General features: G+C 44.6%; 25 protein-coding genes and 1 other annotated feature. Of the genes, 11 read left to right on the forward strand and 14 right to left on the reverse strand.

The features are described 5' to 3' along the window. Window positions 1–2 precede the first annotated feature (2 nt). The 8 genes from AC4MRV_RS12170 to trpL2 form a co-directional block, all read right to left on the reverse strand. On the reverse strand, window positions 3–1,262 hold the full coding sequence (locus AC4MRV_RS12170; RefSeq protein WP_491187603.1) for a dicarboxylate/amino acid:cation symporter: 1,260 nt from the start codon (window positions 1,260–1,262) through the stop codon (window positions 3–5). A gap of 338 nt (window positions 1,263–1,600) precedes the next feature. Continuing rightward, window positions 1,601–2,407 (reverse strand): tryptophan synthase subunit alpha, encoded by an 807-nt coding sequence (gene trpA / locus AC4MRV_RS12175; protein ID WP_491187604.1) that lies wholly within the window; start codon window positions 2,405–2,407, stop codon window positions 1,601–1,603. Beyond that, window positions 2,407–3,597 (reverse strand): tryptophan synthase subunit beta, encoded by a 1,191-nt coding sequence (gene trpB / locus AC4MRV_RS12180; protein WP_491187605.1) that lies wholly within the window; start codon window positions 3,595–3,597, stop codon window positions 2,407–2,409. The genes trpA and trpB overlap by 1 nt, the downstream gene beginning before the upstream one ends. A 64-nt stretch (window positions 3,598–3,661) precedes the next feature. After that, window positions 3,662–5,089: a bifunctional indole-3-glycerol-phosphate synthase TrpC/phosphoribosylanthranilate isomerase TrpF gene (trpCF, locus tag AC4MRV_RS12185; RefSeq protein WP_491187606.1), complete on the reverse strand. Its 1,428-nt coding sequence runs from the start codon at window positions 5,087–5,089 to the stop codon at window positions 3,662–3,664. Between the two features lie 29 nt (window positions 5,090–5,118). Continuing rightward, complete coding sequence (gene trpD / locus AC4MRV_RS12190; RefSeq protein WP_491187607.1) at window positions 5,119–6,117, reverse strand: anthranilate phosphoribosyltransferase; 999 nt, start codon at window positions 6,115–6,117, stop codon at window positions 5,119–5,121. Window positions 6,118–6,128: 11 nt separating this feature from the next. Further along, complete coding sequence (locus AC4MRV_RS12195) at window positions 6,129–6,722, reverse strand: aminodeoxychorismate/anthranilate synthase component II (RefSeq protein ID WP_491187608.1); 594 nt, start codon at window positions 6,720–6,722, stop codon at window positions 6,129–6,131. A 6-nt stretch (window positions 6,723–6,728) separates the two neighbouring features. Next, the gene (locus AC4MRV_RS12200; protein ID WP_491187609.1) at window positions 6,729–8,306 is read right to left on the reverse strand and encodes an anthranilate synthase component 1; all 1,578 of its coding nucleotides are present in this window, start codon (window positions 8,304–8,306) and stop codon (window positions 6,729–6,731) included. A 130-nt stretch (window positions 8,307–8,436) separates the two neighbouring features. Further along, window positions 8,437–8,540: a sequence feature (Trp leader region), on the reverse strand. Continuing rightward, complete coding sequence (trpL2, locus tag AC4MRV_RS12205) at window positions 8,487–8,624, reverse strand: tryptophan operon leader peptide (RefSeq protein ID WP_491187610.1); 138 nt, start codon at window positions 8,622–8,624, stop codon at window positions 8,487–8,489. Its footprint overlaps the feature before it by 54 nt. A gap of 83 nt (window positions 8,625–8,707) precedes the next feature. On the opposite strand from trpL2, the gene rnm reads away from it, so the two are divergent. The 3 genes from rnm to rluB all read left to right on the forward strand — a co-directional run bounded on the left by rnm (window position 8,708) and on the right by rluB (window position 11,320). Continuing rightward, the gene (gene rnm, locus AC4MRV_RS12210; protein ID WP_491187611.1) at window positions 8,708–9,559 is read left to right on the forward strand and encodes an RNase RNM; all 852 of its coding nucleotides are present in this window, start codon (window positions 8,708–8,710) and stop codon (window positions 9,557–9,559) included. Window positions 9,560–9,624: 65 nt separating this feature from the next. Then, the gene (locus AC4MRV_RS12215) at window positions 9,625–10,245 is read left to right on the forward strand and encodes an L-threonylcarbamoyladenylate synthase (RefSeq protein WP_491187612.1); all 621 of its coding nucleotides are present in this window, start codon (window positions 9,625–9,627) and stop codon (window positions 10,243–10,245) included. 106 nt (window positions 10,246–10,351) lie between these two features. Then, window positions 10,352–11,320, forward strand: coding sequence for a 23S rRNA pseudouridine(2605) synthase RluB (gene rluB / locus AC4MRV_RS12220; RefSeq protein WP_491187613.1), 969 nt, complete (start codon window positions 10,352–10,354; stop codon window positions 11,318–11,320). 45 nt (window positions 11,321–11,365) lie between these two features. Here rluB and AC4MRV_RS12225 read toward each other — a convergent pair whose 3' ends face one another. Next, the gene (locus tag AC4MRV_RS12225; RefSeq protein ID WP_491187614.1) at window positions 11,366–11,929 is read right to left on the reverse strand and encodes a flavodoxin family protein; all 564 of its coding nucleotides are present in this window, start codon (window positions 11,927–11,929) and stop codon (window positions 11,366–11,368) included. Window positions 11,930–12,348: 419 nt separating this feature from the next. On the opposite strand from AC4MRV_RS12225, the gene AC4MRV_RS12230 reads away from it, so the two are divergent. Together AC4MRV_RS12230 and AC4MRV_RS12235 are read left to right on the forward strand one after the other, a co-directional pair. Further along, window positions 12,349–13,266, forward strand: coding sequence for a leukocidin family pore-forming toxin (locus tag AC4MRV_RS12230; RefSeq protein ID WP_491187615.1), 918 nt, complete (start codon window positions 12,349–12,351; stop codon window positions 13,264–13,266). A gap of 75 nt (window positions 13,267–13,341) precedes the next feature. Further along, on the forward strand, window positions 13,342–14,031 hold the full coding sequence (locus tag AC4MRV_RS12235; RefSeq protein WP_491187616.1) for a topoisomerase I: 690 nt from the start codon (window positions 13,342–13,344) through the stop codon (window positions 14,029–14,031). Window positions 14,032–14,078: 47 nt separating this feature from the next. Here the strand turns inward: AC4MRV_RS12235 and AC4MRV_RS12240 are convergent, their stop codons facing one another. Next, window positions 14,079–14,816, reverse strand: a complete 738-nt coding sequence (locus tag AC4MRV_RS12240; protein WP_491187617.1) for a chromosome partitioning protein ParA — start codon at window positions 14,814–14,816, stop codon at window positions 14,079–14,081. Window positions 14,817–14,918: 102 nt separating this feature from the next. On the opposite strand from AC4MRV_RS12240, the gene AC4MRV_RS12245 reads away from it, so the two are divergent. The 3 genes from AC4MRV_RS12245 to AC4MRV_RS12255 all read left to right on the forward strand — a co-directional run bounded on the left by AC4MRV_RS12245 (window position 14,919) and on the right by AC4MRV_RS12255 (window position 16,867). Further along, entirely contained in the window at window positions 14,919–15,815 is an 897-nt protein-coding gene (locus AC4MRV_RS12245) for a response regulator (RefSeq protein WP_491187618.1), read from the forward strand. Window positions 15,816–15,918: 103 nt separating this feature from the next. Then, window positions 15,919–16,566: a hypothetical protein gene (locus tag AC4MRV_RS12250; protein ID WP_491187619.1), complete on the forward strand. Its 648-nt coding sequence runs from the start codon at window positions 15,919–15,921 to the stop codon at window positions 16,564–16,566. A 127-nt stretch (window positions 16,567–16,693) separates the two neighbouring features. After that, window positions 16,694–16,867 carry a hypothetical protein gene (locus AC4MRV_RS12255; RefSeq protein WP_491187620.1) on the forward strand — a complete coding sequence of 58 codons (174 nt, stop codon included), beginning with the start codon at window positions 16,694–16,696 and terminating at the stop codon, window positions 16,865–16,867. An 86-nt stretch (window positions 16,868–16,953) separates the two neighbouring features. On the opposite strand, the gene AC4MRV_RS12260 is transcribed toward AC4MRV_RS12255, so the two are convergent. Next, window positions 16,954–17,541 (reverse strand): TetR/AcrR family transcriptional regulator, encoded by a 588-nt coding sequence (locus AC4MRV_RS12260; RefSeq protein ID WP_491187621.1) that lies wholly within the window; start codon window positions 17,539–17,541, stop codon window positions 16,954–16,956. Window positions 17,542–17,637: 96 nt separating this feature from the next. Here AC4MRV_RS12260 and AC4MRV_RS12265 point away from each other — a divergent pair, with 96 nt between their 5' ends. Continuing rightward, window positions 17,638–18,249 (forward strand): glutathione S-transferase, encoded by a 612-nt coding sequence (locus AC4MRV_RS12265; protein WP_491187622.1) that lies wholly within the window; start codon window positions 17,638–17,640, stop codon window positions 18,247–18,249. A 105-nt stretch (window positions 18,250–18,354) separates the two neighbouring features. On the opposite strand, the gene cydC is transcribed toward AC4MRV_RS12265, so the two are convergent. The 3 genes from cydC to trxB all read right to left on the reverse strand — a co-directional run bounded on the left by cydC (window position 18,355) and on the right by trxB (window position 22,949). Continuing rightward, window positions 18,355–20,076: a heme ABC transporter ATP-binding protein/permease CydC gene (cydC, locus tag AC4MRV_RS12270; protein ID WP_491187623.1), complete on the reverse strand. Its 1,722-nt coding sequence runs from the start codon at window positions 20,074–20,076 to the stop codon at window positions 18,355–18,357. Beyond that, window positions 20,069–21,856 carry a heme ABC transporter permease/ATP-binding protein CydD gene (gene cydD, locus AC4MRV_RS12275; RefSeq protein ID WP_491187624.1) on the reverse strand — a complete coding sequence of 596 codons (1,788 nt, stop codon included), beginning with the start codon at window positions 21,854–21,856 and terminating at the stop codon, window positions 20,069–20,071. The genes cydC and cydD overlap by 8 nt, the downstream gene beginning before the upstream one ends. A gap of 130 nt (window positions 21,857–21,986) precedes the next feature. Further along, window positions 21,987–22,949 (reverse strand): thioredoxin-disulfide reductase, encoded by a 963-nt coding sequence (trxB, locus tag AC4MRV_RS12280; RefSeq protein WP_491187625.1) that lies wholly within the window; start codon window positions 22,947–22,949, stop codon window positions 21,987–21,989. 394 nt (window positions 22,950–23,343) lie between these two features. Here trxB and AC4MRV_RS12285 point away from each other — a divergent pair, with 394 nt between their 5' ends. Further along, entirely contained in the window at window positions 23,344–24,000 is a 657-nt protein-coding gene (locus AC4MRV_RS12285) for a 2OG-Fe dioxygenase family protein (protein WP_491187626.1), read from the forward strand. Further along, entirely contained in the window at window positions 23,984–25,219 is a 1,236-nt protein-coding gene (locus tag AC4MRV_RS12290; RefSeq protein ID WP_491187627.1) for a cysteine desulfurase-like protein, read from the forward strand. The genes AC4MRV_RS12285 and AC4MRV_RS12290 overlap by 17 nt, the downstream gene beginning before the upstream one ends. Window positions 25,220–25,248: the final 29 nt, after the last annotated feature.

The following is a 25,248-nucleotide window of genomic DNA, read 5'->3' on the forward strand; positions in this document are numbered from 1 at the left end:
GCTTACGCTTCTTGTTTTTGCAACTCAGCGTCTTTTTGTTCGTCTTCAATTAGAGCGTCAACGATAACCGCACACGCAGCGTCACCTGTGATGTTAAGCGCAGTACGAATCATATCGAAGATACGATCAAGAGCGAACAGCAGTGGTAGACCTTCGATTGGAATGCCAGCCGCAAGAAGAACCGCAACAACTAGGAAAGATGGGCCTGGAACACCAGCTTGGCCTACGGCACCTAATGTAGAAGTGACGATGATAGCGATGTAAGCGCCCATACCTAGGTCGATATTGAATAGTTGAGCAAAGAAGATCGCAACCAAACCGTAGTAGATTGCGTTGCCAGACATGTTGATTGTCGCACCTAGAGGGAGAACGAATGAAGCTGTTGAGTTCTTCACGCCTAGCTCATGCTCTACAGTATCTAGTGTTACTGGCAGTGTTGCCATTGATGACGCTGTAGATAGTGCAACCGCTTGAGGCTTCTTCATCGCTGTTAGGAACTTCTTAGCAGAAGTCTTAGTGAAGATGTGCACCATTAGCGGGTAAGCGACAAAACCGAAGATTAGAATTGCGGCAACGTAAACAACAAATAGTTTGAACACAACCATAAGTGCGCCAAAACCAAACGTGCCTACTGCTTCAGCCATTAGACCAAACACACCAATCGGTGCGATGATCATAACCTTGTTAATCATCCAAACCATTGCATCAACAATTGCGTTAACGCCATTGATGATAGGCTCACGCTTTTCTTTCGCTTGCTTAGAAATAGCAATGCCAAAGAACATACAGAAAACAAGGATTTGTAGAATATTCGCTTCGTTCAGTGATTGGAAAACGTTGGTTGGGATCATACCAGTGATGGTTGCCCAGAAAGTAGGTAGTTCACCTTTCGCAGCGTATTCTGATGAGAACATGCCTTCGACGCCTGATACGTCGATGCCCATGCCAGGTTTAAACACTTCGCCCATGAATAGAGCCAGCGCTACAGCCAGTGCAGAAGTTAGGCCGAAGTAACCAAGAGTCACAACACCAACTTTGCCCGCAGATTGGCTGTTACCAAGGCCTGCAGCACCAGAGATAAGTGCAACTGCGACCAAAGGGATAACCAGCATTTTGATTAGATTAATGAAGATCGCACCTAGTGGAGCGAACATAGTTGCACTGTCTCCCATGAAGGCACCAACGGCAGTACCCACAATCATGGCGATGACGACTTGCACACCAATATTGCTTAGCAAACTCTTTTCTTTTAACACTTCCATAACCTCTGTGCTAATTAAAATTAAAAATCCAGAATTACCATCTGAGTAGAAACTCAAAAATGGTTAATAATTTCGTCTCGCTTTTTACACGTTATTTTTACAATTGGCAATATGCCTAGAGGCTGACAGTTGGATTTAAAGACAGATTTATTGACAAGCGACAATTTTTTAACCAATAGCAAACGTTTGCTTGTTACTGGAGGAAGTGTTTACTGAATTGGACTTTATAAAAGTATTGGTATTTTGAATGGTTGGGAAAGGGGAAGAATGTTAAATAAAAGATCGGTTTACTCATTATTTAAGAAACCGATCTCATAGATGTTTAGATGGCTAACATGCTACTTTTGTGTTGCAGCCTTCATGGAAGATACAAAATCTGCGAGCTGATTTAACATCTCTTCGGGTTGGTCTGTATGAGATTCAATGATCTTCACCACAGCTGAACCAGAGATGGCACCCGCTGCGCCTGACTCTAAGGCTTGTTTAACTTGCGCTGGTTCAGAAATACCAAAACCAAGTAATGCAGGTGGTGCATCAAATTGGTTGAGTTTTTCTAGCATATGGCCAACTGGCATATTTGCTTTTGTTTCTGCTCCAGTAACACCTGCGCGAGAAAGCAGATAAGTGTAACCACCTCCTAACTCAGAGACCTGTTTCAGAGTATCATCGCTTGCTGTCGGTGGTGCAATGAAGATTGGATGAATACCAAACTTCTCAGCCGCTACCACAAATTCTGCACTTTCATTGGTTGGTACATCAGCAATCAAAACTGAATCAATGCCCGCTTTTGCGCAGCGCTCATAGAAGTTTTCGATACCACGAGAGTAAACAAGGTTTGCGTACATCAGAAGGCCGATTGGAAGATCAGGGTACTTCGCTCGAATCTTACCGATTTGCTCAAAACAGATATCTGGCGTGGCGCCTGAGTCTAATGCACGAATGTTAGCGCCTTGGATCGTTGGGCCATCCGCAAGAGGATCTGAGAATGGAATACCGAGTTCTAGGGCATCTGCACCCGACTCAACCAGTGTTTCCATGATCTTGTAAGATTGCTCTGCATTTGGATCGCAAACCGTTACGAACGGTACAAATGCGCCTTGGTTTTTCTCGTTTAGGCGCGTAAACATCTTTTCATAACGGCTCATTAGATCACTCCTTTTTCTTCTAGGATGGCGTGTACGGTGAAGATGTCTTTGTCGCCACGGCCAGACAGGTTCACGACCAGTAACTGTTCTTTTTCTGGATTTTCACGAGCCATACGCAGTGCGTGCGCTAGTGCATGGGAAGACTCTAGGGCTGGGATAATCCCTTCACTGCGAGCAAGCTCTTGGAATGCATCTAATGCTTCGTCGTCTGTCACGTTGTCGTATTCAGCACGGCCAATTGCGTTTAGGTGGGCATGTTGTGGACCAACTGATGGGAAATCAAGGCCAGCAGAGACAGAGTAAGACTCTTCTACCTGGCCGTTTGGATCTTGCATTAGTGGTGCTTTCATACCAAAGAAGATACCAGTTTTACCATGTTTCAGCGGAGCGCCGTGTTGATCAGTATCGATGCCTTTACCTGCAGGCTCTACACCGATTAGGCGAACAGTTTCTTCTTCGATAAAGTCTGCAAACATACCGATTGCATTGGAACCACCGCCCACACAGGCAATCACTGCGTCAGGCAGGCGCCCTTCGCGTGCCAGAATTTGGTTCTTAGTTTCTTCACCAATCATACGTTGGAAATCGCGCACGATAGTTGGGAATGGGTGAGGACCTGCTGCTGTGCCTAATAGGTAGTGAGCGTCTTCATAGCTTGCTGACCAGTCACGCAGTGCTTCGTTACAAGCATCTTTGAGTGTTGCAGAGCCAGAGTGCACAGGAATGACTTCTGCACCCATTAGTTTCATACGGAATACGTTCGGGCTTTGACGCTCAACGTCTTTTGCGCCCATGTATACGCGGCATTTAAGTCCAAGTAGGGCACACGCTAGCGCAGTAGCCACACCGTGTTGACCTGCACCAGTTTCCGCGATGATTTCTTCTTTACCCATGCGCTTTGCTAGCAGAGCTTGACCTAATACTTGGTTAGTTTTGTGCGCGCCGCCGTGAAGCAGGTCTTCACGTTTTAGGTACAGTTTGGTTTTGGTACCTTTAGTTAGGTTACGTGTAAGCGTTAGTGCCGTAGGGCGACCTGCATACTCCTGAAGAAGGGTCATAAATTCACTGCGAAATTCTGGGTCTTCTTGCGCGTCGATAAAAGCTTGCTCTAGCTGCTCAAGCGCAGGTACTAGGATTTGTGGAACGTATTGTCCACCGTATTCACCAAAGTAGGCGTCTAGTTTTGCCATTATGTTTTTCCCTTTAATCTGTTTGAGCCGTTGTTACGTCTCAATGAATTTTTCGCTGTCTGCGTTAGTAATCTCTGATTGCAGCAAATGCTTGCTCTAGTTTTTCTTTGTCTTTTTTGCCCGGAGAGTGCTCAACGCCTGAATTCAAATCCAGACCTAAACAACCTTGTTGTGAGGCTTTTTGCGCATTGAAAGGGTTGATACCTCCAGCAAGCATCACTTTCTCAGGCGCCGAAATTAGCGACCAGTCAAACACAAGGCCGGTACCGCCGGTTTGTTTGCCGACTTTAGTATCTAAAAGGTGGCGATCTACGTTGCTTTCCATAAATGTAGGCACTTGGTCTGTGATACCGTAGACTTTCCAAATCTGTACGTTGTCAGGCAATTGTTCTTTTAGCTGGTCTACGAAATCTTGGTTTTCATTACCGTGCAGTTGCACCGCTTTTAAGCCTAACTCTGTTACATGCTCGCGTATAAATGCAGCATCATGATTTTGGAATACTCCAACGTAGTTTAATGGTGCACCACTCATGGTTAGACGCGCTGTTTCAAGATCGACATGTCGCTTAGATTGTTCAACAAAAATCAAACCACCAAAGATAGCACCCGCTTGATAAGCTTTTGCTGCATCATCTGGATGAGTTAAGCCACATACTTTGTTTTCTCCAAGGGTGACTTTACGCACAGCAAGCTCAAGGTTGTCTTCCGCCATTAGAGAGCTGCCAATCAAGAAACCGTCTGCGTAGTCTGCTAAATCACGTACTTGCTGGTGGGTATAAATCCCAGACTCGGAGATGATAGTCGCATTTGGCGCAAGTTCGCGAATGGTTGGCGCAAGCTCTTTGGTTCGGTTTAAGTCGGTCGAGAGGTCACGTAAGTTACGGTTATTAATGCCGATGACTTTGGCACCTAGGTTAACTGCTCGGTGCAACTCTTCTTCATTACTGACTTCGGTTAGTACACCCATGTTTAAAGAGTGAGCAACGTGAGCAAGTTCAGCATATTCGTCATCATTCAACACAGACAGCATTAACAGAATGGCATCTGCACTGTAGTGGCGAGCTAAGTAGACTTGATAGCTATCGACCATAAAGTCTTTGCACAATACAGGCTGTTTTACCTGTGTACGAACTTGAGGTAAGAATTCAAAATCGCCTTGGAAGTACTTTTCATCAGTTAATACTGAAATCGCATCCGCGTGATCGTTGTAGACTGATGCAATGTAATCCAAATCAAAGTCTTGACGAATTAGCCCTTTTGAAGGTGACGCTTTTTTGCATTCGGTAATGAAAGCGGTTTTGCCCTGATTTAAGGCATCATAAAAGCTACGATCTGACGCCGCTAAGTCAGCTTTAAAGTTATCTAATGGCTGCGCCTCTTTACGTGCCTCTACCCACAGGTACTTATCGCGAACAATTTTTGCGAGCACTTCGGCCATTTTCGCTTCGTTAACTGACACGTGTTCAGATAGCTTTTCGGTTGTCTGGGTCATGGTGTTACCTTAATTTATTGCTCAGACGCTTACGCGTGGTCCGCCAATTGTTGAACAAGCTCGTAAGCTTTTCCGGAGTTCATCGCATCGATGGCTTGCTGGGTATTTGCTTTGAGATCCTCATGACCAAACAGACGCATCAAGAGTGCAACGTTCACCGCCACAGCGCCCAATTGAGCTTCTGTGCCTTTACCCGTTAAGATATTAGTGATGATGGCTTTGTTCTCTTCTGGATCTCCGCCTTTTATGGCTTCTAAAGGATGTTCAGAAACGCCAAAATCAGCTGGAGTGAGAGTGTACTCGGTTATTTGGCCATCTTTAATTTCAGCCACCGTTGTTTCGCCGTGAATAGCCACTTCGTCTAAGCCACTACCGTGCACAACGGCTGCTCGCTTCATACCCATTTGTAACATGGTTTCTGCAATTGGCTTAACCAGATCTTTACTATATACACCCATCAACTCGATATTAGGACGCGCAGGGTTGATTAGAGGGCCTAAGATATTGAAGATGGTGCGTGTTTTCAGGGTTTGGCGTACTGGCATCGCGTGGCGTACACCTCCGTGATACTGCGGAGCAAACAAGAATGCAACACCGAACTTGTCAACGGCACTGCGGGTATCTTCTGCACTCATCGCTAGGTCAATACCAAATGAAGCGAGTAGATCAGATGACCCTGATTTACTTGATACGCTGCGGTTGCCATGTTTTGCTACTTTAAGGCCACACGCTGCCGCGACAAACGCAGCCGTCGTCGAGATATTGATGGTATTGTGGCCATCACCGCCAGTGCCAACAATATCGGCAAAGTCATAATCTGGACGTGGGAATGGGTTAGCATTTGCCAATAATGCTTTGGCAGCACCAGCGATCTCGTCAGGTGTTTCACCTTTGATCTTTAGTGCGGTTAACGCTGAAGACATTAGGATTGGGTCAAGCTCACCTCGGATAATGACGTCAAATAGCTGTTGGCTTTCTTCTTGAGTCAGCGATTGTTGGTCATATAGCTTATTTATAATCTGTTCCATGATAATTCTCCTTAATGCTGCTCTTTTTGTTCTAGGGCCCATTCAATGGCATTGGCGAGAAGGGTTGCGCCATAGGTCGTCATTATTGATTCTGGGTGAAACTGAAATCCGCAGACTTTGTCTTGTTCATTGACAACAGACATCACCAAACCTTCGACTTCTGCGGTAACTGTAAGTGAATCTGGCACCTCAGTTGCGACCAAAGAGTGGTAACGCGCTATGGCTAATGGGGAGGGAAGATTTTGATACGTCGGATGGTTTTGATGTTCCATCATCGACACTTTACCATGAATGATTTCACCCGCACCCGCCACTGTACCACCATAGGCTTCAACTATCGCCTGATGACCCAAGCATATGCCAATCATAGGCACTCGACCTTTCAAACGTTGGATAAGTTCTGGCATAGTGCCAGCCTCTGAAGGCGCTCCGGGGCCGGGAGACAGTAATACGACTGGATTACTCAGCTCAGACACCGCAGCTTCAATGATGTCTGCTGAGATGTTGTTTCGATAGATTTTTACGTCGTGACCAAGTGAACGAAATTGGTCAACTAGGTTGTAAGTAAACGAATCGAAGTTATCGATAAATACGATGTTAGTCATGTCTACTTACTCCTTGTCTTGGCGCGCTTGATGTGCTGTTTGAATGGCGGAGATAACTGCTTGAGCTTTACCTCGAGTTTCGTCAGCTTCTGCTTGTGGGTCGGAGTCGAACACTACCCCTGCCCCCGCTTGCACTTGAGCAATACCGTTTTCCACATACGCTGAGCGAATCACGATACAGGTATCTAGTGTGCCTTCACCAGTAAGGTATCCTACAGCGCCACCATAGCTACCACGGCGTGCACCTTCTACATCTCGAATCAGCTGCATTGCGCGAATTTTAGGTGCGCCTGTTAGTGTGCCCATATTCATACATGCTTGATAAGCGTGTAGGGCGTCCAGATCCTCGCGCAGTTGGCCAACGACGCGAGACACCAAGTGCATTACATGGCTGTATCGGTCTACTTTAAGTAGATCCGCGACATGACGAGTTCCCGCCTGAGAGATACGCGCGACATCGTTGCGGGCGAGATCAACCAGCATCATGTGTTCAGCATTTTCTTTTTTGTCAGTACGTAGCTCAAGTTCAATGCGGCTATCTAAGTCCAAATCGATATCGCCATTTTCACGTTTTCCGCGGCGTCGCGTACCTGCAATAGGGTAAATTTCAACTTGGTTGGTATTCGTTTCGTATTTCAGTGCGCTCTCTGGCGAAGCCCCGAATAGGGTGAAAAGCTCGTCTTGCATATAGAACATGTAAGGGCTTGGGTTACTCATTTTCAGCTCTTTGTATGCCGCCAGTGGAGAAGGGCAAGGGAGTGTAAAGCGGCGCGATGGCACTACTTGGAAAACGTCACCTTTTACTACGTATTGCTTTAAATCGCGTACAGTTTGACAAAAATCTTGGTCGGAGATGCTAGGCACTGCTTCCACGTTGGCAAGTTGGGTTGCTTGAGGAAGGAGCTTTAGCTCAGCACATTGCGCCTGTATTTCTTCCAGTCGTGCTGAAAGTGTCTGTTTTTGATCTTTGTTTTCAAACAGGGTCGCTTTTAAGTCACAGGTTTGACGTTGATGATCGACAACCAAAAGGGTTTCTGCGACATAAAAAACGTAATCTGGACATTGGTTGGTTTGTTCTGCGTCACCCAGTGGTTCAAAGTTTGCGACCAGGTCATAGGCAAATAAACCACCTAGGAAAAGGGCATGCGGATGCTGACCTTCGAGGTTGAAGCTATGTTGTATCAGTCGAAGAGCGTCAAACGAAGAAGCTTCACGTAAACGAGAGTCTTCATCGAGCGTGTCGCAGGATGCAGCAAACTGAAGTGTTAGCGTATCACCGTTCAAAGCATGAGAAACATTCGGTTGAATGTTTTGTGCAAGATGAGCGAGTAAATGTTTACCGTTAACTGTCAGTGCTGTCATGGTGACAGTGTGACCAAAGCAGACGATACGAACGGCTGAGTCTACGATTAACAGGCTTTTAAGGTTTTGCTTAGAGTCAATCTCGGCGGACTCTAACAGCAGGCTGTCGGTTTTGTTCTCACATAATGTATGGAACAAGCGCGTAGGATCCTGCGCATAAGGAGCAGAGGCTTGAATAACTTCAAGGTTTCCGAGCTTTCTGATTTCAATGGCCTTGTTCACAAGACCTCCTTTTTCTATAAAACTTTAAATCTTCCTGTCGTACATAGTGTCATAAAGCAAACGTTCACCCAATCTAGTTTTGGTTCAAATCGTCGATTGTTTAAGCACTTAGATGTGAGACAGACTACAAAACAAAAAGCCCGCTTGCGAAGCGGGCTTAGGTTATTCTATTTCTATAAATTAGAAGTACACGCTAGCCCACCAAGAACTTGTCCAAGTGCGCCACCAATTAAGGTTACCTGCATCAACAGAAGTGCCGTTGCTCATAGTAGGAGCGGCAACTTTCTGTTTTTGGTCGCGGGTAATTTCTTGTAACATAGTTGGCCTTAAATTCAGGTACTTCGTATTTGTGTACTAGTTAACTAGTGCAGAGGTAAAAAGTCAACTAAAAAAATAGAATTATGAGAATTGATTTACATAGCCATACCACTGCCTCTGACGGAAGACTGCCACCTAACGAATTAATAGATAGAGCACTGAGTTTTAATCTAGAAGTATTAGCGATTACTGATCACGATACGGTCGATGGTCTACAACCTGCGCACGATTACATCAATGAAAATCAACTGCCACTCAAATTAATTAATGGCATAGAGATTTCGACAGTATGGCAAAATAAAGATATCCATATTGTTGGTCTGAACATTGACCCTGAATCACCGCAGTTAACGGCATTAATTGAGCAACAGAAGAAACACCGTGAAGGTCGAGCGGAGTTAATTGCACATCGTTTAAGTAAAGCAACTCGTGAAGGAGTGCTTGAAGAAGTCAAACAGATAGCTGGCGATGCGCCAATCACTCGTGCTCATTTTGCTAAATGGTTGGTAGAGCATGGTTATGCCAAAACGATGCAGCAAGTGTTTAAGAAGTACTTAACGCGTAATAATCCTGGTTATGTGCCTCCTGCTTGGTGTTCAATGAACGAGGCTGTTACAGCAATTCATGCTGCTGGTGGACAAGCCGTGTTGGCTCATCCTGGTCGTTATGATTTGACTGCAAAGTGGATTAAACGCCTTTTGGCTGCGTTTGTTGAGGCGGGTGGTGACGCTATGGAAATTGCTCAACCGCAACAAGGTCAACAAGAAAGGCGCAACTTGGCGGATTATGCTATACAATACAAACTATTAGCTTCTCAAGGTAGCGACTTCCACTATCCCTCACCGTGGATGGAGTTGGGGCGCAACTTATGGCTGCCGTCAGGTGTTGAGCCTGTATGGAAAGATTGGGGTATCGAGCCTTCAAGCGCAGTGTAACCTGTAAGAATTATATCGATATCATATAACTATAGAGTCGAGAGACTCGATAATGAGGAATTACAATGAGCCAGTTTTTTTACGTTCACCCAGAAAACCCACAGGCTCGCTTGATTAACCAAGCTGTAGCAATCATTCGTAATGGCGGGGTAGTGGTTTACCCTACAGACTCAGGCTACGCTTTGGGTTGCCAATTAGAGAACAAACAGGCTTTAGAACGTATCTGTCAGATCCGTCGTCTTAACGAAAAGCATAACTTCACTCTTTTATGTCGTGACTTATCAGAGTTATCTCTGTACGCACGTGTTGATAATTCGGCATTCCGTTTGCTCAAGAACAACACGCCAGGGCCATACACATTTATTTTCAAAGGCACGAAAGAAGTTCCTCGTCGCTTGATGAACTCAAAGCGTAAGACCATTGGTATTCGTGTGCCGGATAACCAAATCGCACTTGATTTGCTCGAAGCGTTAGGCGAGCCATTAATGTCGACTTCTCTGATTTTACCGGGTAATGATTATACTGAATCTGATCCAGAAGATATTCGTGACAAATTGGAGCACGCGGTAGATTGTATCTTGAACGGAGGCTACCTCGGGGAGCAGCCAACGACAGTTGTTGACTTTAGTGAAGACGAACCAGTGATTGCTCGCATTGGATCGGGTGATCCTGCCCCATTTGAGTAATCAAAAGTTCGTGATTTTCGACACACTTTTTGCGATAATGTGCGGCCGCGATTTCGGGTCGCACATTTTTATTCGACGTCTGCGAAGACGACACATAGGTAAATAAATGAACGAAAAATTACAGAAAGTATTAGCACGAGCAGGTCATGGATCACGTCGCGAGCTGGAAGCTTTAATTAAAGCGGGCCGTGTCAGTGTGAATGGCGTTGTCGCTAAACTTGGTGAGCGACTAGAAGATGAAAACGCCATTGTGCGTATTGATGGCCATACTGTGTCTGCAAAGGCTCAGGAAGAAGTCATCTGTCGTGTTCTTGCTTACTACAAGCCGGAAGGTGAGCTGTGTACTCGTCATGACCCAGAAGGTCGTCGTACTGTATTTGACCGTTTGCCAAAGATCCGTGGTTCTCGCTGGATTTCGGTTGGTCGTCTTGATGCTAACACATCAGGCCTACTGCTATTTACTACTGATGGTGAGCTGGCAAACCGCCTAATGCACCCAAGCCGTCAGGTAGAGCGCGAATACCTAGTACGTGTGTTCGGTGAAGTTACCGAGCAAAAAGTGAAAAACCTAGTTCGCGGTGTCGAGCTAGAAGATGGTATGGCTCGTTTTGAAGACGTTGTTTACGCTGGTGGTGATGGTATGAACCACACTTTCTACGTGGCAATTAACGAAGGTCGTAACCGTGAAGTTCGTCGTCTTTGGGAATCACAAGAGACAACCGTTAGTCGTCTAAAACGTGTTCGTTACGGTGATATTTACCTAGACAAAAAACTACCACGTGGTGGTTGGATGGAGCTAGATCTTAAACAAGTAAACTACCTACGTGAGCTTGTTGAATTACGTCCAGAGAAAGAAACGCTTCTTGATGAAAACAAAGCGAACAGCTCTCGTAAGCGCGAACGTTCTCGTAGCCAGAAGATTCGTCGTGCTGTTAAGCGTCACGAAGAGCGTGTAAACAACGGTGGCGGTCGTAGCAACAACCCATCACGTCGCAAGCCGCGCAAAGCCGCTGGGGAGCAGGGCTCTCGTGGTAAGCAAGGTAACAGCAAGCCTCAACGCCAGTCTCGCAAATAATTGAAAAAGCAGCCATTCGGCTGCTTTTTTCGTTTATCCGTTTTATTAAGATTGCAGTGCTTTAACCAAGCTAGCCACTCGCTCTCCTAAATACTCCGCGGTCGCTAAATCCGATGGATGTACCTCACTATCGATACCTTGTGCCACAATGCCTGTTTGAGTCCCTAAACGGTTGAGGCCTTGATCTCCGGAATTGGTCGTTTTGTCGAGACCTATCCAAATCATGCCATGTTGCCCGGCGAGAGTTTGGATGTATTGTAATGTACTGGATTGATCTCCGTTCATTGCGCCACCACTGGTAAAGCCCGCGGCGATTTTTCCAGCCCACTTTTGCATAGCCCAAGTTTCGCTACTTGCATCAGCAAAAGCTTTAAACTGCGCAGCGACGCCTCCCATGTAAGTAGGGGAACCAAAGATTATCGCGTCGCAACCCTCTAATTGATCGAGAAGAACGGTATTACTAAAGCGGCCTTCAGTGATTTCCTGGCCACTAATTCGGTGAGAGATTACGTGGATACCACCTTGTTTCTCTGCACCTAAAGCAATGGCTTTTGCAAGTTGGCCTGTTATATCTGTTTGTGTGAAATAGACTATAGCAATCGTAGACAAAGTATTTTCCTTTCAATCATCTTCTTATCAAACTTCGCTATAGGCTAAAACCTCAACCTAGGCTGAGGTCAAAGGTTTTTTTCTTAATTTTTGAGATGAAGTGCCCCCACATATTTTAGGGAGTAGAAAGGCTTTTAGTGAATATGAATGCAATGGCCGCACGTAAATATTCGTACCATATTATTCTTATTAGTATCAATGTTGGCGAGTGATTTTTGTTCGATTTTGGAATTGGTATCCCGACGAAATATTATTCTGCTTTTTTTATAAAATCCAGCAAAGCATTATCCGCGTGAATGCCATTTAACTGGCATTTATCTACCTAAATAATAAGTGATAAATGGAAATGTTTTGGATGGCTTTCTATTTATTATATTAGGTATTAATAATATTAAAGTAACAATAAACAGGATATTATAATGAATAGACAACGCCTAACCCTCAGTGTTGCTGCTTTTGCTCTGCTCGGAGTATTGGCTCCGGCTCATGCTGCTGATACTTTAAAAGCATATACCTCAACTCTTTTAGAGCTCGATGACAGCGACGCTCGTTCTAAGAAAATTCGTCTAATCTACTCATTAGAGAATGTTTGGAACAGCTCTTTGCTTCCGAGCGGAGCTAAAGAGGCTAAGCTTCTTCTCAATGGTGGATCTGGCTTTGATATGACCAATGTCCCTAACAAAGAGCAGATCTATGGTTTTGCAACTGGTGGGGATTACCGTTATACCGTTCCAACAGCATTCAAACTCGCACTGAGTTATCAAGGTGGTGCGCCGCTTCGTCATATGAGCCACGCGCCAGAAAACACCATTGCCACCGCTTCAGTCAGTGAATCATTAGATTTTAACCTTGGCTTCACTGCTTCTCAGTCACCTTCTATTAATGCAGGTGTTTCTTGGAGTAACCGCGTTACTTATGACCAGCCAGAGTTCCAAACCGTTGCTGATTTTAATCAAACCAATGAAAGCATCAGTTGGCTTATCGAAAACCGAACAATACGAAATCACTCCCCGGCGAAAGATTGGTTACTTTATCGTTGGACGAGCTGTGGTATGGGGAACTTAGTTGATTATAACGAGCTACCTGTTGTTATGCGCTCGGACTTTAAGCCCCAAGTCGGAGCTGTATATCGTAAAGACAATATTGATGACGGCCAAAATACAACGGACATTAAACTTGTCGCTGGTTGGCGTAAAACGAATTACTACTTCGGTCGAGACTGGTGTAGCTGGTACACCTCTTACCAAAATAGCTGGAAGAAAAATAGAGACAGTAGCCAATGGACGCAAACGGACCGAGTGGTAACCATCGCTTGGAACGATAACCTTTACCATTAATATAACAAGCAGTTACCACGCGAGGCATAACGTGTGGTAACTGCAGATATTGCCTAATTGCAGGGATTCAAAAGAATGATGAAAAAAAGAATTTTGTTAGGGGTATTTGCGGGAGTAGCGACGCTCTATTTTGGAGCCGCGTATATAAGTGAGGAGGATCTCAACGATTCTACACATATTGAGGTTGTAGAGCCTTCACTACAGGTGCAACGGGAGACGTTCCCTGAAGAGTCGAACCAAGTAACTTATAGTCTGGGTGAGAATAATGAAACGAAAGCCTATGTAGCTTTACCAACAGCTGATCAACTGCCCGAGACGGCATGGTTGTCTGACCCCCTTAACCAATTGAGTAATGAGTTGTATGATTTCATTGAGTCAGAGGATGTTCGTTATATCAATACAACTGATTATCCGTTCGATGAGGAAAAACAAAATCAGCTCAATGCTTTGATACAGGAGGGGGATCTAATCTTGTTTGATAACACCGAGCCGGATTATCTAGACAGTTATGGAGTGAGCGAGGCCCAAGTGGTATCGGAGTATTTTGGTACAGCATCTGATGGTGATGTCATTGTTGCGACGGCAGTTTCTTTACCTGACGGTGGCATGCATTACCTAGTATTGCCTTTACATGATAAAAAAACGTCTGGCGAAGATTCGTTTATCAATGATGTAAAGCAAGCGGTCATATTACTTAAAGACCAAAAGTTGGATTTGATTAAACCTCCAACTGCAGAAGGGAATCAATCAGCTAGTTCCACATAGAAGTATTCGCTTTCTCTTCGGCAGAAACTGTATTTCTAGCGGAATGCTTAGTTTTGTTCTTTGACTAACTCTAAGTATTTTTTCTCAACAAAGTTCTTCTCTTTGGTGACATGTTTTAGCTGTTGTTTGGTACTGGCCAACTCTTTGTTGAGTTGGTCAACTTCTCCCACAGAGGCGAGTTTTTGCTTGTAATTCTCTATAGTGGCGAGCAATTGCTCTTTTTCTCTTTGATGCTCTTTGAAGGAATCTGAAGAACCACCAGATTCACTGATTTGTATATACTCATGCTCTAGCTGATCAAACTCTTTTTCTATTTGTTCCTTTTCTTGGCGCAAACTTGTCACAGTATCATGCTGCTTCAGTAACTTGGATTTAGCCGTGCGTAATCCTCGAACACTACGGTCTAGGTCTGTACGGAGTTTGGTAATAAGTTGATGAGATTTGTTGAGCTTAGACGTTAGTGCATCGATAGACTCCTTGTCTTGCTCGCTCAGCATTCGATCATTTTCCGCTTTTATTTGCGAAACTTGGGTCTCTAGCGCTTTTTGAATTTCTATCAAGTCGTTAAGGGTTGCGCTGTTATCATGGGTGTAATTGAGTGCTTTCTCTACAGACTCTTGGCATAACGAGTAAGTGTCTGAATCCATTTGTTGATTGCCTGACACCTGAACAGCAAAGCGACGAAATTCTCTCAAAATAAGCCAAAGAACAATAAACCAAGCCAAAACTATGAGGAGCCCAGCATCAATGGCCAAAGCGGTTAGATTCTCTGCTGAAAGTTCCATAGTCCTGTTCCTATCCAATGATTTGAATAGAGTAAGTTTAGTTGTCCAGTAAAAATGTACCTATAATTGAGACAGTTGATTGTTATGGAGGCGCAACAGAGCGTGAAGATTCTGATTGTTGATGACAGCAAGGCAACACTTGAAATTGTCCGCCGTGCCTTGGAGGCATTCGGGTATCGAAAGCTATCGATCAAAAAAACCAACTGTGCAACCGAAGCACTTGATCTTATCGACTCGTGGCAGCCTGAAATCTTATTGACCGATTGGTATATGCCAGAGATGACGGGGCTGGACTTGATCGCTCAAGTTCGTAAGTCTAGCCCATCGATAAAAGTAGCAATGATTTCTACCGTAGATGATAAGCAGCAGATTGAACAGGCGTTGTTAGCAGGGGCCGAGTTTGTGCTGTCGAAGCCCTTTGAGGATGACGACCTTCACAAGGCATTATTACCGTTGGTACAGGGTGCTGAAGAAGAGGAGTTGTTGATTGAACCGGAAAACGATGTTCAACCAGAGCTTGCGCTTCCTAAGCTCTCTCAGCTAGCTAAGTTACTCACTAAAGTGATTGGTGGTGACGTGGAGATACATAATGTCCAGCTGCAACAGTTTGACGAGAGTAAAGTTCCTTGCCTTATGGCTGTCTATGAAGACTCTGAGACTCAGCGATTAAAAGCCGTCGCGCTATTAGATATTTATGCAATATGCGTTTTTTCTCGGGGCAGTCACAAAGTAACTGAAGTTGACATTCAAACTGCCATTCACAAAAAGATCGTTTCTAAACGAATACTTGATAGTTGCCATAAAGTGCTTGAGCAATCTTCTATCGCATTTCTTGATTCAAATTCTCGCAAAAGCTTACGTTTAAAAAGTGTCAACTTTATTACTAAGCCTTTTGATAAGCTAAAGTCTCTCTATGAAAAAGAGCCAGCTACGAGGCTCGACTTTTCTTGCCAGCTTAATGAAATGGCGCAAGGAAAAGTCACTTTGGTTGGTTTTTAGTTCACTATTCTGCTTCTATTTGTACGGAGTTGTAAGCATCGAGCCGTTATGGTTGGAAAATGGTTACAATGGTGCAAATAGTGATTGTGGTTAAGGGCACGATATGGGCAAATTATTATTACCTATCTTATTAGTCACAGGTTTGACGACATCTACGATGAGCATGGCGTCAGACGATCTAAGCAGAGCTAAGGTGCTGGCACAAGCTGTCGGCGATTTAGACAAAGATGGTGTAAACGAAAAAGCGCTAGTGCTTGATCTTGGTTTACTACAAGAAGAAGGCAATGATCGATTCGTGCTCATTTACAAGCAAGCGGATGATAAGTGGCAACTTTGGAAACATCTCCACGGCGGCGTAATGGGGGATACAGATGGAGGCATGATAGGAGACCCATTCTACGATCTGAGTATCTCTCGAGGAGCGTTGGTATTTTCCCATTTTGGCGGTTCTTCATATAAATGGAATAACATCCATCGCTTTCGTTTTAACACTGTGTCAAATCACTTTGAGTTGATTGGTGCGACCGTTAATTATGGGGTTAACATGGGGTGTAATGGCTTTGAGCTTGACTATAACCTAGTCACTCACAAGGCGATTTATCAAACGTACAATGATTACTGTACAGAAGATAAAGCTAACCAAAGCTATAACCTTGAGCTAAAGGCAAATGAGATTCACACGCTTGACGGCTTCCTACCAGGCTCAGTTATGGTGAAAATTCCCAACCTAGATAAAACGGTCTACTACTAAGATGGTTAACACGGTGAGTATGTGTATTAGAGTAAAAGTGGGGGCACTTCTATCTTTGATAATTTCAGGTTGCTCGTATTTTCCACCGAAAGATTGTCAACAATGGTCTGAGAATGCGGCGCAAGTGATGACTCTGCGACAATCAGGTTACGATATAAACAGTTCAAAATTTGATGGTTTTGATAGTGATCTTATTGAGGAAGCCTTTTTGCTTCCGGTAATGGAGAGTGAGTCGCTGAAATTGATGGCAATTAGCAAGTTTAAGCTCAACCGTTTGCTCGTATGTGAAGGCAGTGAATAGGGAACAATAGCCCAGTTTCTAGGTAGCCAAGCTAAGGTTATTGTCTTATGGTTTTGGTGGCCGAGAAAGCTTGGCCACCTTATTGATTAGTTGAGCCTGGGTATCTCTAACAAAGTAAGTAAGCTGTTGGTCGCGTTGTCGATATCTTGGTAACGAAGCGTTTTTCCCAATACTCTCATTCCCTGCATATGGCTCAGTACCAAGGAGGCTAGTTGTGAGGCTGGAATATGGCTAATCACATGATTGTCGACTTGGGCATTGTGAATAGCACGAGAGATTATTTTGATTAGACGATCGAATAATCCATTCCCTGCTTTTAACACTTCACCATCTTCTCCTGCATGTTCGACCAATGCATTTTGCATAAAGCAACCACAATGGCGTTTACGCTGTATTGCCGCGAAGTCGAGCAAAAACGTTTTTAGTTCGCTAAAACCCGCGTCGCTTTGAGCCAGATTTTGAATACTGGGAACTTGCACTTTCTTGAGGTATGCGTTCAGCGCTTCATAGTAAAGCTGTTGTTTATCTCCGTAGGTGTTGTAGAGGCTGAATCGATTGATTTGTAGCTCGTCAACTAAATCTGAGATTGCTGTACTGGCATATCCCTTACGCCAAAACAAATCCATGGCTTGGTGAAGTTTTTCTTCTCTATCAAATTTGCTTTTACGCGCCATCGTGAATGACCCTTTAGATATTTTTCTTGACTGATCGTTTAGTTAAACATTATTTTAATCTAAACGATCGTTCAGTAAAAGGAAGTGAGAACAAAAATGAAAATATACCAAGCTGCTATGACGCCAAGCTGCCGTCGCGTGACTCTATTTTTAAAAGAACTCGGCGTCGAGGTACCACGGGTAGAAATGAACGTCAGGGAAGGCGATAACTTGTCTCAACAGTTCCGAGAGAAAGCAGTGAATGGGAGAGTTCCCGTTTTGGAGCTGGACGATGGTGCGACAATTTGTGAAAGTGTTGCTATTTGTCGATATTTCGATGAGATCGCCGTTCAAGAACAAAGCCTGTTCGGCAACACATTTAAAGAAAAAGCTGATGTTGAAATGTGGCATCGAGTTGTTGAATTTCAAGGCTTGTATGCGGGCTTTCAGGCCTTTCGTAATTTGACTTCAATCTATGCGGACCGCGAAAACTGTGTTTATGATTGGGGAGTCGAGTCCAAGCAACGTGTTATCGACTTTTTACCTCAGTTAGATAGCCGATTAGCCGAAAGCTGCTATATTGCTGCGCAACGTTTTACTATTGTGGATATTACCGCTTACATTTTTGTTGGTTTTGCACAGAAGGCTTTAGAGATCGATGTATTGGGGGAATATCCAAACATTGGTAGATGGTTTAATGTCGTCGCCACAAGGCCAGCATTTCAGTGATTGCAAACTAATACCCTGCCAAATATAAAAGTTGGCTGAGCATTTAGTCACGAGCTTGCAATGATAAAAAAGCCGAAGTCACAGACTTCGGCTTTAAACTTTAACTTATAACGTTTGGTTGAGCTGGTAGTAGCGGCCTTTTTGCATGATAAGAGAATCATGGCTGCCGTACTCGACGATTTCCCCTTGTTCAATGAGGCAAATCGAGTCCATTTTGTCTAAGTCAACTAAGCGGTGGGTAATAAATAAAACAGTTTTCCCTACGAAATGCTCGTCAAACAGCTGCATGATCTGCTGCTCTGTTTGTTTATCGAGGCCTTCAGTCGGCTCATCAAGTAGCAAGATAGGTGCGTTGTGTAGTAGAGCTCGCGCGATACCGATACGACGCTTTTCGCCTCCAGAAAGTTGGCGGCCACCATCACCTAACCAAGTATCTAAGCCTGTTTCATCAAGAAGCTTTTCTAGTCCCACTTTAGTCAAAGTGCTACTCAACTTCGCATCATCACTGTCTGGTGCCGCCATCAGAAGGTTATCACGCAGCGAGCCGTTTAATATATCGACTCTTTGGCTAACGACGCTGATTGCTTGGCGAAGCTGGCTTTCACTCCACTCTTTAATAGGTTGGCCCGCGATTTGAATTTCACCTTGTTGTACATCCCAATAGCGGTTTAAAAGCTGCAGTAACGTCGACTTCCCAGAGCCTGTTTGACCCACCACGGCGACGCGGTGACGCGCAGGAATATGCAAATCTATGTCTTTAACGACATCAACATCGCTATCTGGGTAGCGGAAAGACATGCCTTTATACTCAATAGAGTACTCTTGGCTGTGTTCTACGTTTTGCTGATTAAACTGCACCTCTGGCTCCGCGAGAGTAATATCGTTGAGACGGCGCGCTGAAGTCAGTGTTTGGCCAAGGTGTTGGAATGCTCCTGCGATTGGCATTAATAGCTCTACGCTCGCCATCGTTGCGAATACGACTAACGCGATCATCGGATCTGGCGTGTTCCCCGCGACACCGTCGGCAGCGAGCCATAACATAAGAACAATGGTCCAGCCATTTGCCAACATCAGTAATGCTTGAGCTAAACCCGCAAAATGGGCGTTAAAGAACTGATTCTTCAATAAACGTTGTTGAGTATCTAAGATAGCCTTTCTATAACGTTGCTCTGCACCAAATAGAGTCAGTTCACTGTATCCCTGCAACCAATCCAAAGTCGCGATACGAAGGTCAGCTTTGTTCTGAGTGAGCTCAGAACCGTTACGTTTGCCTAGCTTGTAAAACAGAACTGGCCAGCTCAGGACTAAGATTAACAGAATAGAACCTAAGGTGAGTCCCAGCTCTCGATCAAACCAGCATAGCAGTGCGGTGAGGCCTGAGATGCCAAGGATACCGACAACCATTGGACTCACTAGACGTAGGTATACGTGATCCATTGCATCGATGTCAGCGACAAGGCGGTTAAGCAGATCTGCATCTCTAAGGTTTGAAACTCGGCCTGGAATCAGCGGTGCTAACTTTGAGAAGAAAAACACGCGCAAGTCGGTAAGCAACTTGAAGGTAGCATTGTGACTAACGACTCGCTCGCCCCAACGGCCAGCAGTTCTTCCCATCGCAAATCCACGAACAAACGCACCAGGTAGCATGTAGTTAAACGTTTCACGCGCTATGGTTAAACCAGCAACGGCAGCCGCCGACAGGAACCAACCTGATAGCGTGAGTAGACCGATAGACGCAGCAACAGTAAGAAAGGCGAGCAACATTCCGAGCGATAAGCCGAACCAATGCTTTTTATACAGTTTTAGGTAAGGGAGTAAATCACGCATCCAGATTCCCCTTATTCGCTTGGTGAAGTGCTTGGTTCGCTTTTAGCATCTGCTTGAATAATCCCTCTTGAGTGGAGAGTTCACTAAATGGTCCCGTTTGTACAATTTGGCCATTTTGCATTACTAGGATTTGCTCTACGTTTTTCAAAGGTGAGAGCTGGTGAGTTACCATCAAGGTAGATTTTCCAGAGATCTGGCTTTCTAGTCCTTGCATTACCAGGCGTTCACTGCGAGCGTCTAAGCTTGCTGTTGGTTCATCTAATAACCAAAATTGGCCGTCTTGAATCATTGCACGTGCCAATGCTAGACGTTGCGCTTGACCAACAGACAGCCCACCTGAACGATCAGAAACTTGGTAGTCAAGCCCGTGCGTATCAACAAACTCTGCGGCATGGGATTCTTGAAGCGCAGTGGTAATCTGTGAATCAGTGACATGACTCTTGCCAAGGGTAATATTGTCACGTATGGAGCCGTGGAGTAGTAGAGGGTTTTGTCCAACCCAGCTAATTTTCTCGCGCCAGTTAGCAAGATCTAATTCAGTGCGTTCCACACCATTAATCGTCAGAGAGCCTTGGTAAGGTAAGAAACCCAATATGGCGTTAATTAGGCTAGTTTTACCTGCACCACTTGGGCCTACCAAAGCAGTAGTACTACCAGAATCTAGCTCGAAGCTGATTGGGCCGAGCAGTTTGACGCCTTCTGGGGAGAATACCTCAAGGTCTAAAGCTCGAATGGTAACGGCGTCTTCTGTGTTAAGAGTTTTTTCTCCAGTGCGAACGGTATCTACATCTGTTTCTAGAAATTCAACAATGCTTTCTGCAGCACCAACCGCTTGTTGCTTCGCATGATAAAACGTACCAAGATCACGAAGTGGTTGATAAAACTCTGGCGCTAACACAAGTATAAACAAACCTGCGAAGAGGGTGACTGGCGCGCCATATCCGCCAAAGTTCAGCTCACCGATAAAGGCAAAGCCAAAGTAAACCGCTGTCAGAGCGATGGATATAGAAGTAAAGAACTCCAACACTGCTGAAGACAGAAAAGCGATTTTCAATACGTCCATGGTTCTGGTGCGGAACACTTCTGAAGCTCCGCGCATGACTTCTGTCTCAGCTTTAGTTCGATCGAATAAACGAATAGTAGTCATAGATTGAAGGCGGTCATAAAAGTGACCGGATAATCGTTGCAGAGCTTTAAAGTTTTTGCGGTTTGCGTCTGCCGCTTTCATACCAACCAAAGCCATGAACATTGGAACTAATGGAGCGGTAAGCAGGAAGATTAAACCTGCTGCCCAGTTAACCGGGAACACAACAATAAGAATGACAAAGGGAACTAAGACAGAAAGTGACATTTGCGGCAGGTAACGGGCAAAAAAGTCATGCATGTCTTCAACTTGCTCAAGCAAAAGTGTTGCCCAAGAGCCTGCAGGCTTACCTTTGATATAAGCCGGTCCAAGTTCTCTAAGCTTATCGAGAATAAGCTGTCGAATGTAGACTCGAATCTGCTCACCGCAGCGATATCCAGCAATTTCTCTTCCCCATGAGCACAATGCACGAGTCGCGATGACAATAGCGAGCCCGACAAAGTAAGGGACAAGTTCGTATTTATCAACTTGCTCTATGATCAGGGAGTGAAGGATGGTGGCGAGCAAGGCCGCTTGACCCAGCAATAACACGCTTGAAAATACGCCAAGGCCCACAGCAATCATTAGCCAGCGTTTTGCCAGTTTACTTTGCTGTTTCAGCCATTTATTCAAGCCGCGCTGTTTCTTTTTATCCATTGTGAAGGCTTAATGAGAATTATTATTGCAATTAGAGCGGGGCATTATACAAAAGAAAGCCCCACGGGAATACCGCAGGGCTTTAAGGATTTGAGCTAAAAATGAAAAATATCTTTTAGCAAGTGTAAACTTAGTTGTTGTCAGCTAGCGCATCAAGGAATCGCTCGGCATCAAGCGCGGCCATACAACCTGAACCCGCAGAAGTAATTGCTTGGCGGTAGTTGTGGTCCATAACATCACCTGCGGCAAAAATGCCCGGAATACTCGTTTGAGTTGCGTTACCTTCTAGGCCAGATTGAACGATGATGTAGCCATCTTTCATTTCTAGCTGGCCTTCAAAGATCCCGGTGTTAGGCTGGTGGCCAATCGCAATAAAGGCACCCATAACATCGATCTGTTCGATAACATCTGATTTGGTGTCCTTAATGCGAACACCCGTCACGCCCATTTCATCGCCGACAACTTCTTCGAGAGTACGGTCGGTATGTAAGATGATGTTACCATTCTCGACTTTATCCATCAGACGTTTGACTAAGATTTTCTCTGCTCTGAAGCTGTCACGGCGGTGAATCAAATGAACTTCTGATGCTATGTTAGATAAGTAAAGCGCTTCTTCGACGGCCGTGTTACCACCACCGACTACTGCAACTTTCTGGTTGCGGTAAAAGAAACCATCACAGGTAGCACAAGCTGATACGCCGCGTCCCTTAAATGTTTCTTCCGACTCTAGACCTAAATATTTCGCTGAAGCACCCGTTGAGATGATGAGAGAGTCACAAGTGTATTCACCACTATCGCCCTTAAGACGAAATGGTCTTTGACTAAAATCGACTTCATTGATGTGATCGAAGAGGATTTCCGTTTCGAAACGCTCCGCATGTTCTTTCATGCGATCCATTAAGCCAGGGCCTGTTAAGCCTTCTGGGTCGCCCGGCCAGTTTTCGACTTCTGTCGTAGTGGTGAGCTGACCACCTTGCTGCATGCCTGTTACCAGCACAGGGTTTAGGTTTGCGCGAGCTGCATAAACCGCAGCAGTGTATCCAGCAGGACCTGAACCAAGAATAAGTAATTTACTGTGTTTTACGTCGCTCATATGTGCTCCATCGCGGTGACGCTTCATTATTATCAATCTCTTCCGATTATATGGGGCCAGATATCGAGTTAACAAGAGCTTGAGCAGGAATAAATGGTTATAGATTAGAACGCAATTGTAAGCCTAAATTAAGATTGATTTTTAATTAAGTTATTGAAATGTAGAGGTAAATGACAATGTATAGTGAACTTGTCTAGTTTTCAATTAAACCATATTGAATTATTGGTTTGATAAACTGTTATTTTTTATTTATGTGGTTATATATGCTTTATTTGTAATTTTGTTGGATGTAAAAACTAAATAATCTTGATCTTGCGGGATAAGTGCGCAAATAATAATTGTGAACAAGATGTTAAACATATAACACTTATGTACACTCATTAAGGAGATGATGATGTTGCATACTCGCGAAACAACCCTACAACTCACTAAGCTCAGTGACAATGCCATTGCTCAGCTCGCACCTTCATTTACAAAACTGCCAAACACAGAACATGCAGATGGTAAATACCGATTACGTCGTTACTCGGTGGTCGAGTTTAGAGATGGAAAGGTGGTTGATCTGCAAAAAAATGAGTTCATGCAGACTGATGACATTAATCGCTTTCAAGGTAACGTTGTTCGCCAGTTTGAGCCTGTTGAAACTTCTACTCTAGAAAGTGAAGGCATGCGTGAAATCTGCGAAGTATTTGCACACTCAAATGGCTTGGCGAACGGCCAGGAAATTGAAATTCATCAAATTCGCATATCGGCAGTGTATGACGAAACTCAAGTTGCGCCAGAAGGGGTCCATCAAGATGGGTTTGAGCACATTGCACTGATTGGTATGGGCCGCCATAACATTGAAGGCGGAGATATCATGCTCTACAACAGTTTTAATGAAGCCCCGTTTTTCCGCAAAACGCTTCAGAGCGGAGAAGTTGCGATGCTGGCCGACAACAAACTTTGGCACAACGCGACGCCAATACGCTCTGTTATTGAAGGTGAAGCTGGCCATATGGATGTATTTGTATTAACGGCAAAGGAAGCGGTGAATGAACTTCACTCCTAATTTAGTCAGAGCGCAGTTTAGCGCTTTGCAACAAACCCACAATGACTTACCGATCATTTTCCTAGATGGCCCTGGAGGCTCGCAAGTTCCTCAGTCAGTATTGGAAGCGATGAATGCCTACCTAGGGTTCTACAATTCTAATTTAGGTGGTCACTATTTTTCGAGTCAGCATACTACCGAGTTGATGAGAACTGCTCGAGAGCATGCCGCGGCATTAGTTAACGCAGAGTCGAGTGATAACATCGTTTTTGGCGCCAACATGACATCGTTGACGTTTCAGCTTAGTCGGGCAATTAGTCGCGCTTGGCAGCTAGGTGATGAGATTATTGTTACGGCACTTGATCACTACTCGAATGTGTCTAGTTGGCAGCAAGCTGCGGATGACAAGGGCGCAGTCGTTCACCAAGCAAGAATTAACGAACAAGATTGTACTTTGGATATTGATCACCTGCTTTCTTTGATTAATCAAAATACTAAGCTTATCGCGCTTACTTATGCTTCAAATACGACGGGCTCTATTGTTGATGTGAAACGTGTTGTTGAGGCCGCTCATAAAGTTGGCGCTATGGTGTATGTGGACGCGGTACATTATGCACCTCATCATCTAGCAGACGTGCAGGCGCTTGGTTGTGATTTCTTGGCTTGCTCTGCGTATAAGTTTTTTGGGCCGCATGTAGGCATCGCATATATTGCTCCCAAGTGGCTGCAAACATTACAGCCATATAAGGTTGAACCAGCAACGAACATTGGACCTGGTAGATTCGAGACAGGAACACAGAGTTTTGAAGGCCTTGCCGGTGTCATCGCCGCGGTAAAATATCTTGCGCAATGGGGTTATGATGGCGATCCATTAAGAACTCGCTTAGAAGACTCATTTAAGCAGTTTAATCAGCACGAAAGCGCGATCAGCGAACGTTTCTTAACTCGTTTAGCCGAGTTAAAAGGGGTTAAGCTGTGGGGAAGAAAAGATGCAGATAGTTCGCTTAGGACTCCGACATTTGCTCTAACCTTTGATGATATTTCACCTGAGTATGTTGCTAGAAAACTGGGTGAGCGTAACGTTTGTGTCTGGAACGGCCATTTTTATGCGATGGGACTTGTTAGACAGTTGAACCTAGAGGTGTCTGGTGGTGTCGTTCGTATTGGATTTATGCACTACAACACATTGCAAGAAGTCGATGTTTTGTTCGATGAACTGAAAGCGATACTTGCACAATAAGTAAAAAGACCTCCATATTTAGGAGGTCT

The sequence above is a fragment of the Vibrio sp. genome (assembly GCF_984391705.1).

Coding starts and splice junctions, on each gene's coding strand:
- AC4MRV_RS12170 (WP_491187603.1), bottom strand. CDS start 1,262: ATGGAAGTGTTAAAAGAAAAGAGTTTGCTAAGCAATATTGGTGTGCAA.
- trpA (WP_491187604.1), bottom strand. CDS start 2,407: ATGAGCCGTTATGAAAAGATGTTTACGCGCCTAAACGAGAAAAACCAA.
- trpB (WP_491187605.1), bottom strand. CDS start 3,597: ATGGCAAAACTAGACGCCTACTTTGGTGAATACGGTGGACAATACGTT.
- trpCF (WP_491187606.1), bottom strand. CDS start 5,089: ATGACCCAGACAACCGAAAAGCTATCTGAACACGTGTCAGTTAACGAA.
- trpD (WP_491187607.1), bottom strand. CDS start 6,117: ATGGAACAGATTATAAATAAGCTATATGACCAACAATCGCTGACTCAA.
- AC4MRV_RS12195 (WP_491187608.1), bottom strand. CDS start 6,722: ATGACTAACATCGTATTTATCGATAACTTCGATTCGTTTACTTACAAC.
- trpL2 (WP_491187610.1), bottom strand. CDS start 8,624: ATGTTACAAGAAATTACCCGCGACCAAAAACAGAAAGTTGCCGCTCCT.
- rnm (WP_491187611.1), top strand. CDS start 8,708: ATGAGAATTGATTTACATAGCCATACCACTGCCTCTGACGGAAGACTG.
- AC4MRV_RS12215 (WP_491187612.1), top strand. CDS start 9,625: ATGAGCCAGTTTTTTTACGTTCACCCAGAAAACCCACAGGCTCGCTTG.
- rluB (WP_491187613.1), top strand. CDS start 10,352: ATGAACGAAAAATTACAGAAAGTATTAGCACGAGCAGGTCATGGATCA.
- AC4MRV_RS12230 (WP_491187615.1), top strand. CDS start 12,349: ATGAATAGACAACGCCTAACCCTCAGTGTTGCTGCTTTTGCTCTGCTC.
- AC4MRV_RS12235 (WP_491187616.1), top strand. CDS start 13,342: ATGATGAAAAAAAGAATTTTGTTAGGGGTATTTGCGGGAGTAGCGACG.
- AC4MRV_RS12240 (WP_491187617.1), bottom strand. CDS start 14,816: ATGGAACTTTCAGCAGAGAATCTAACCGCTTTGGCCATTGATGCTGGG.
- AC4MRV_RS12250 (WP_491187619.1), top strand. CDS start 15,919: ATGGGCAAATTATTATTACCTATCTTATTAGTCACAGGTTTGACGACA.
- AC4MRV_RS12255 (WP_491187620.1), top strand. CDS start 16,694: ATGACTCTGCGACAATCAGGTTACGATATAAACAGTTCAAAATTTGAT.
- AC4MRV_RS12260 (WP_491187621.1), bottom strand. CDS start 17,541: ATGGCGCGTAAAAGCAAATTTGATAGAGAAGAAAAACTTCACCAAGCC.
- AC4MRV_RS12265 (WP_491187622.1), top strand. CDS start 17,638: ATGAAAATATACCAAGCTGCTATGACGCCAAGCTGCCGTCGCGTGACT.
- cydC (WP_491187623.1), bottom strand. CDS start 20,076: ATGCGTGATTTACTCCCTTACCTAAAACTGTATAAAAAGCATTGGTTC.
- cydD (WP_491187624.1), bottom strand. CDS start 21,856: ATGGATAAAAAGAAACAGCGCGGCTTGAATAAATGGCTGAAACAGCAA.
- trxB (WP_491187625.1), bottom strand. CDS start 22,949: ATGAGCGACGTAAAACACAGTAAATTACTTATTCTTGGTTCAGGTCCT.
- AC4MRV_RS12285 (WP_491187626.1), top strand. CDS start 23,344: ATGTTGCATACTCGCGAAACAACCCTACAACTCACTAAGCTCAGTGAC.
- AC4MRV_RS12290 (WP_491187627.1), top strand. CDS start 23,984: ATGAACTTCACTCCTAATTTAGTCAGAGCGCAGTTTAGCGCTTTGCAA.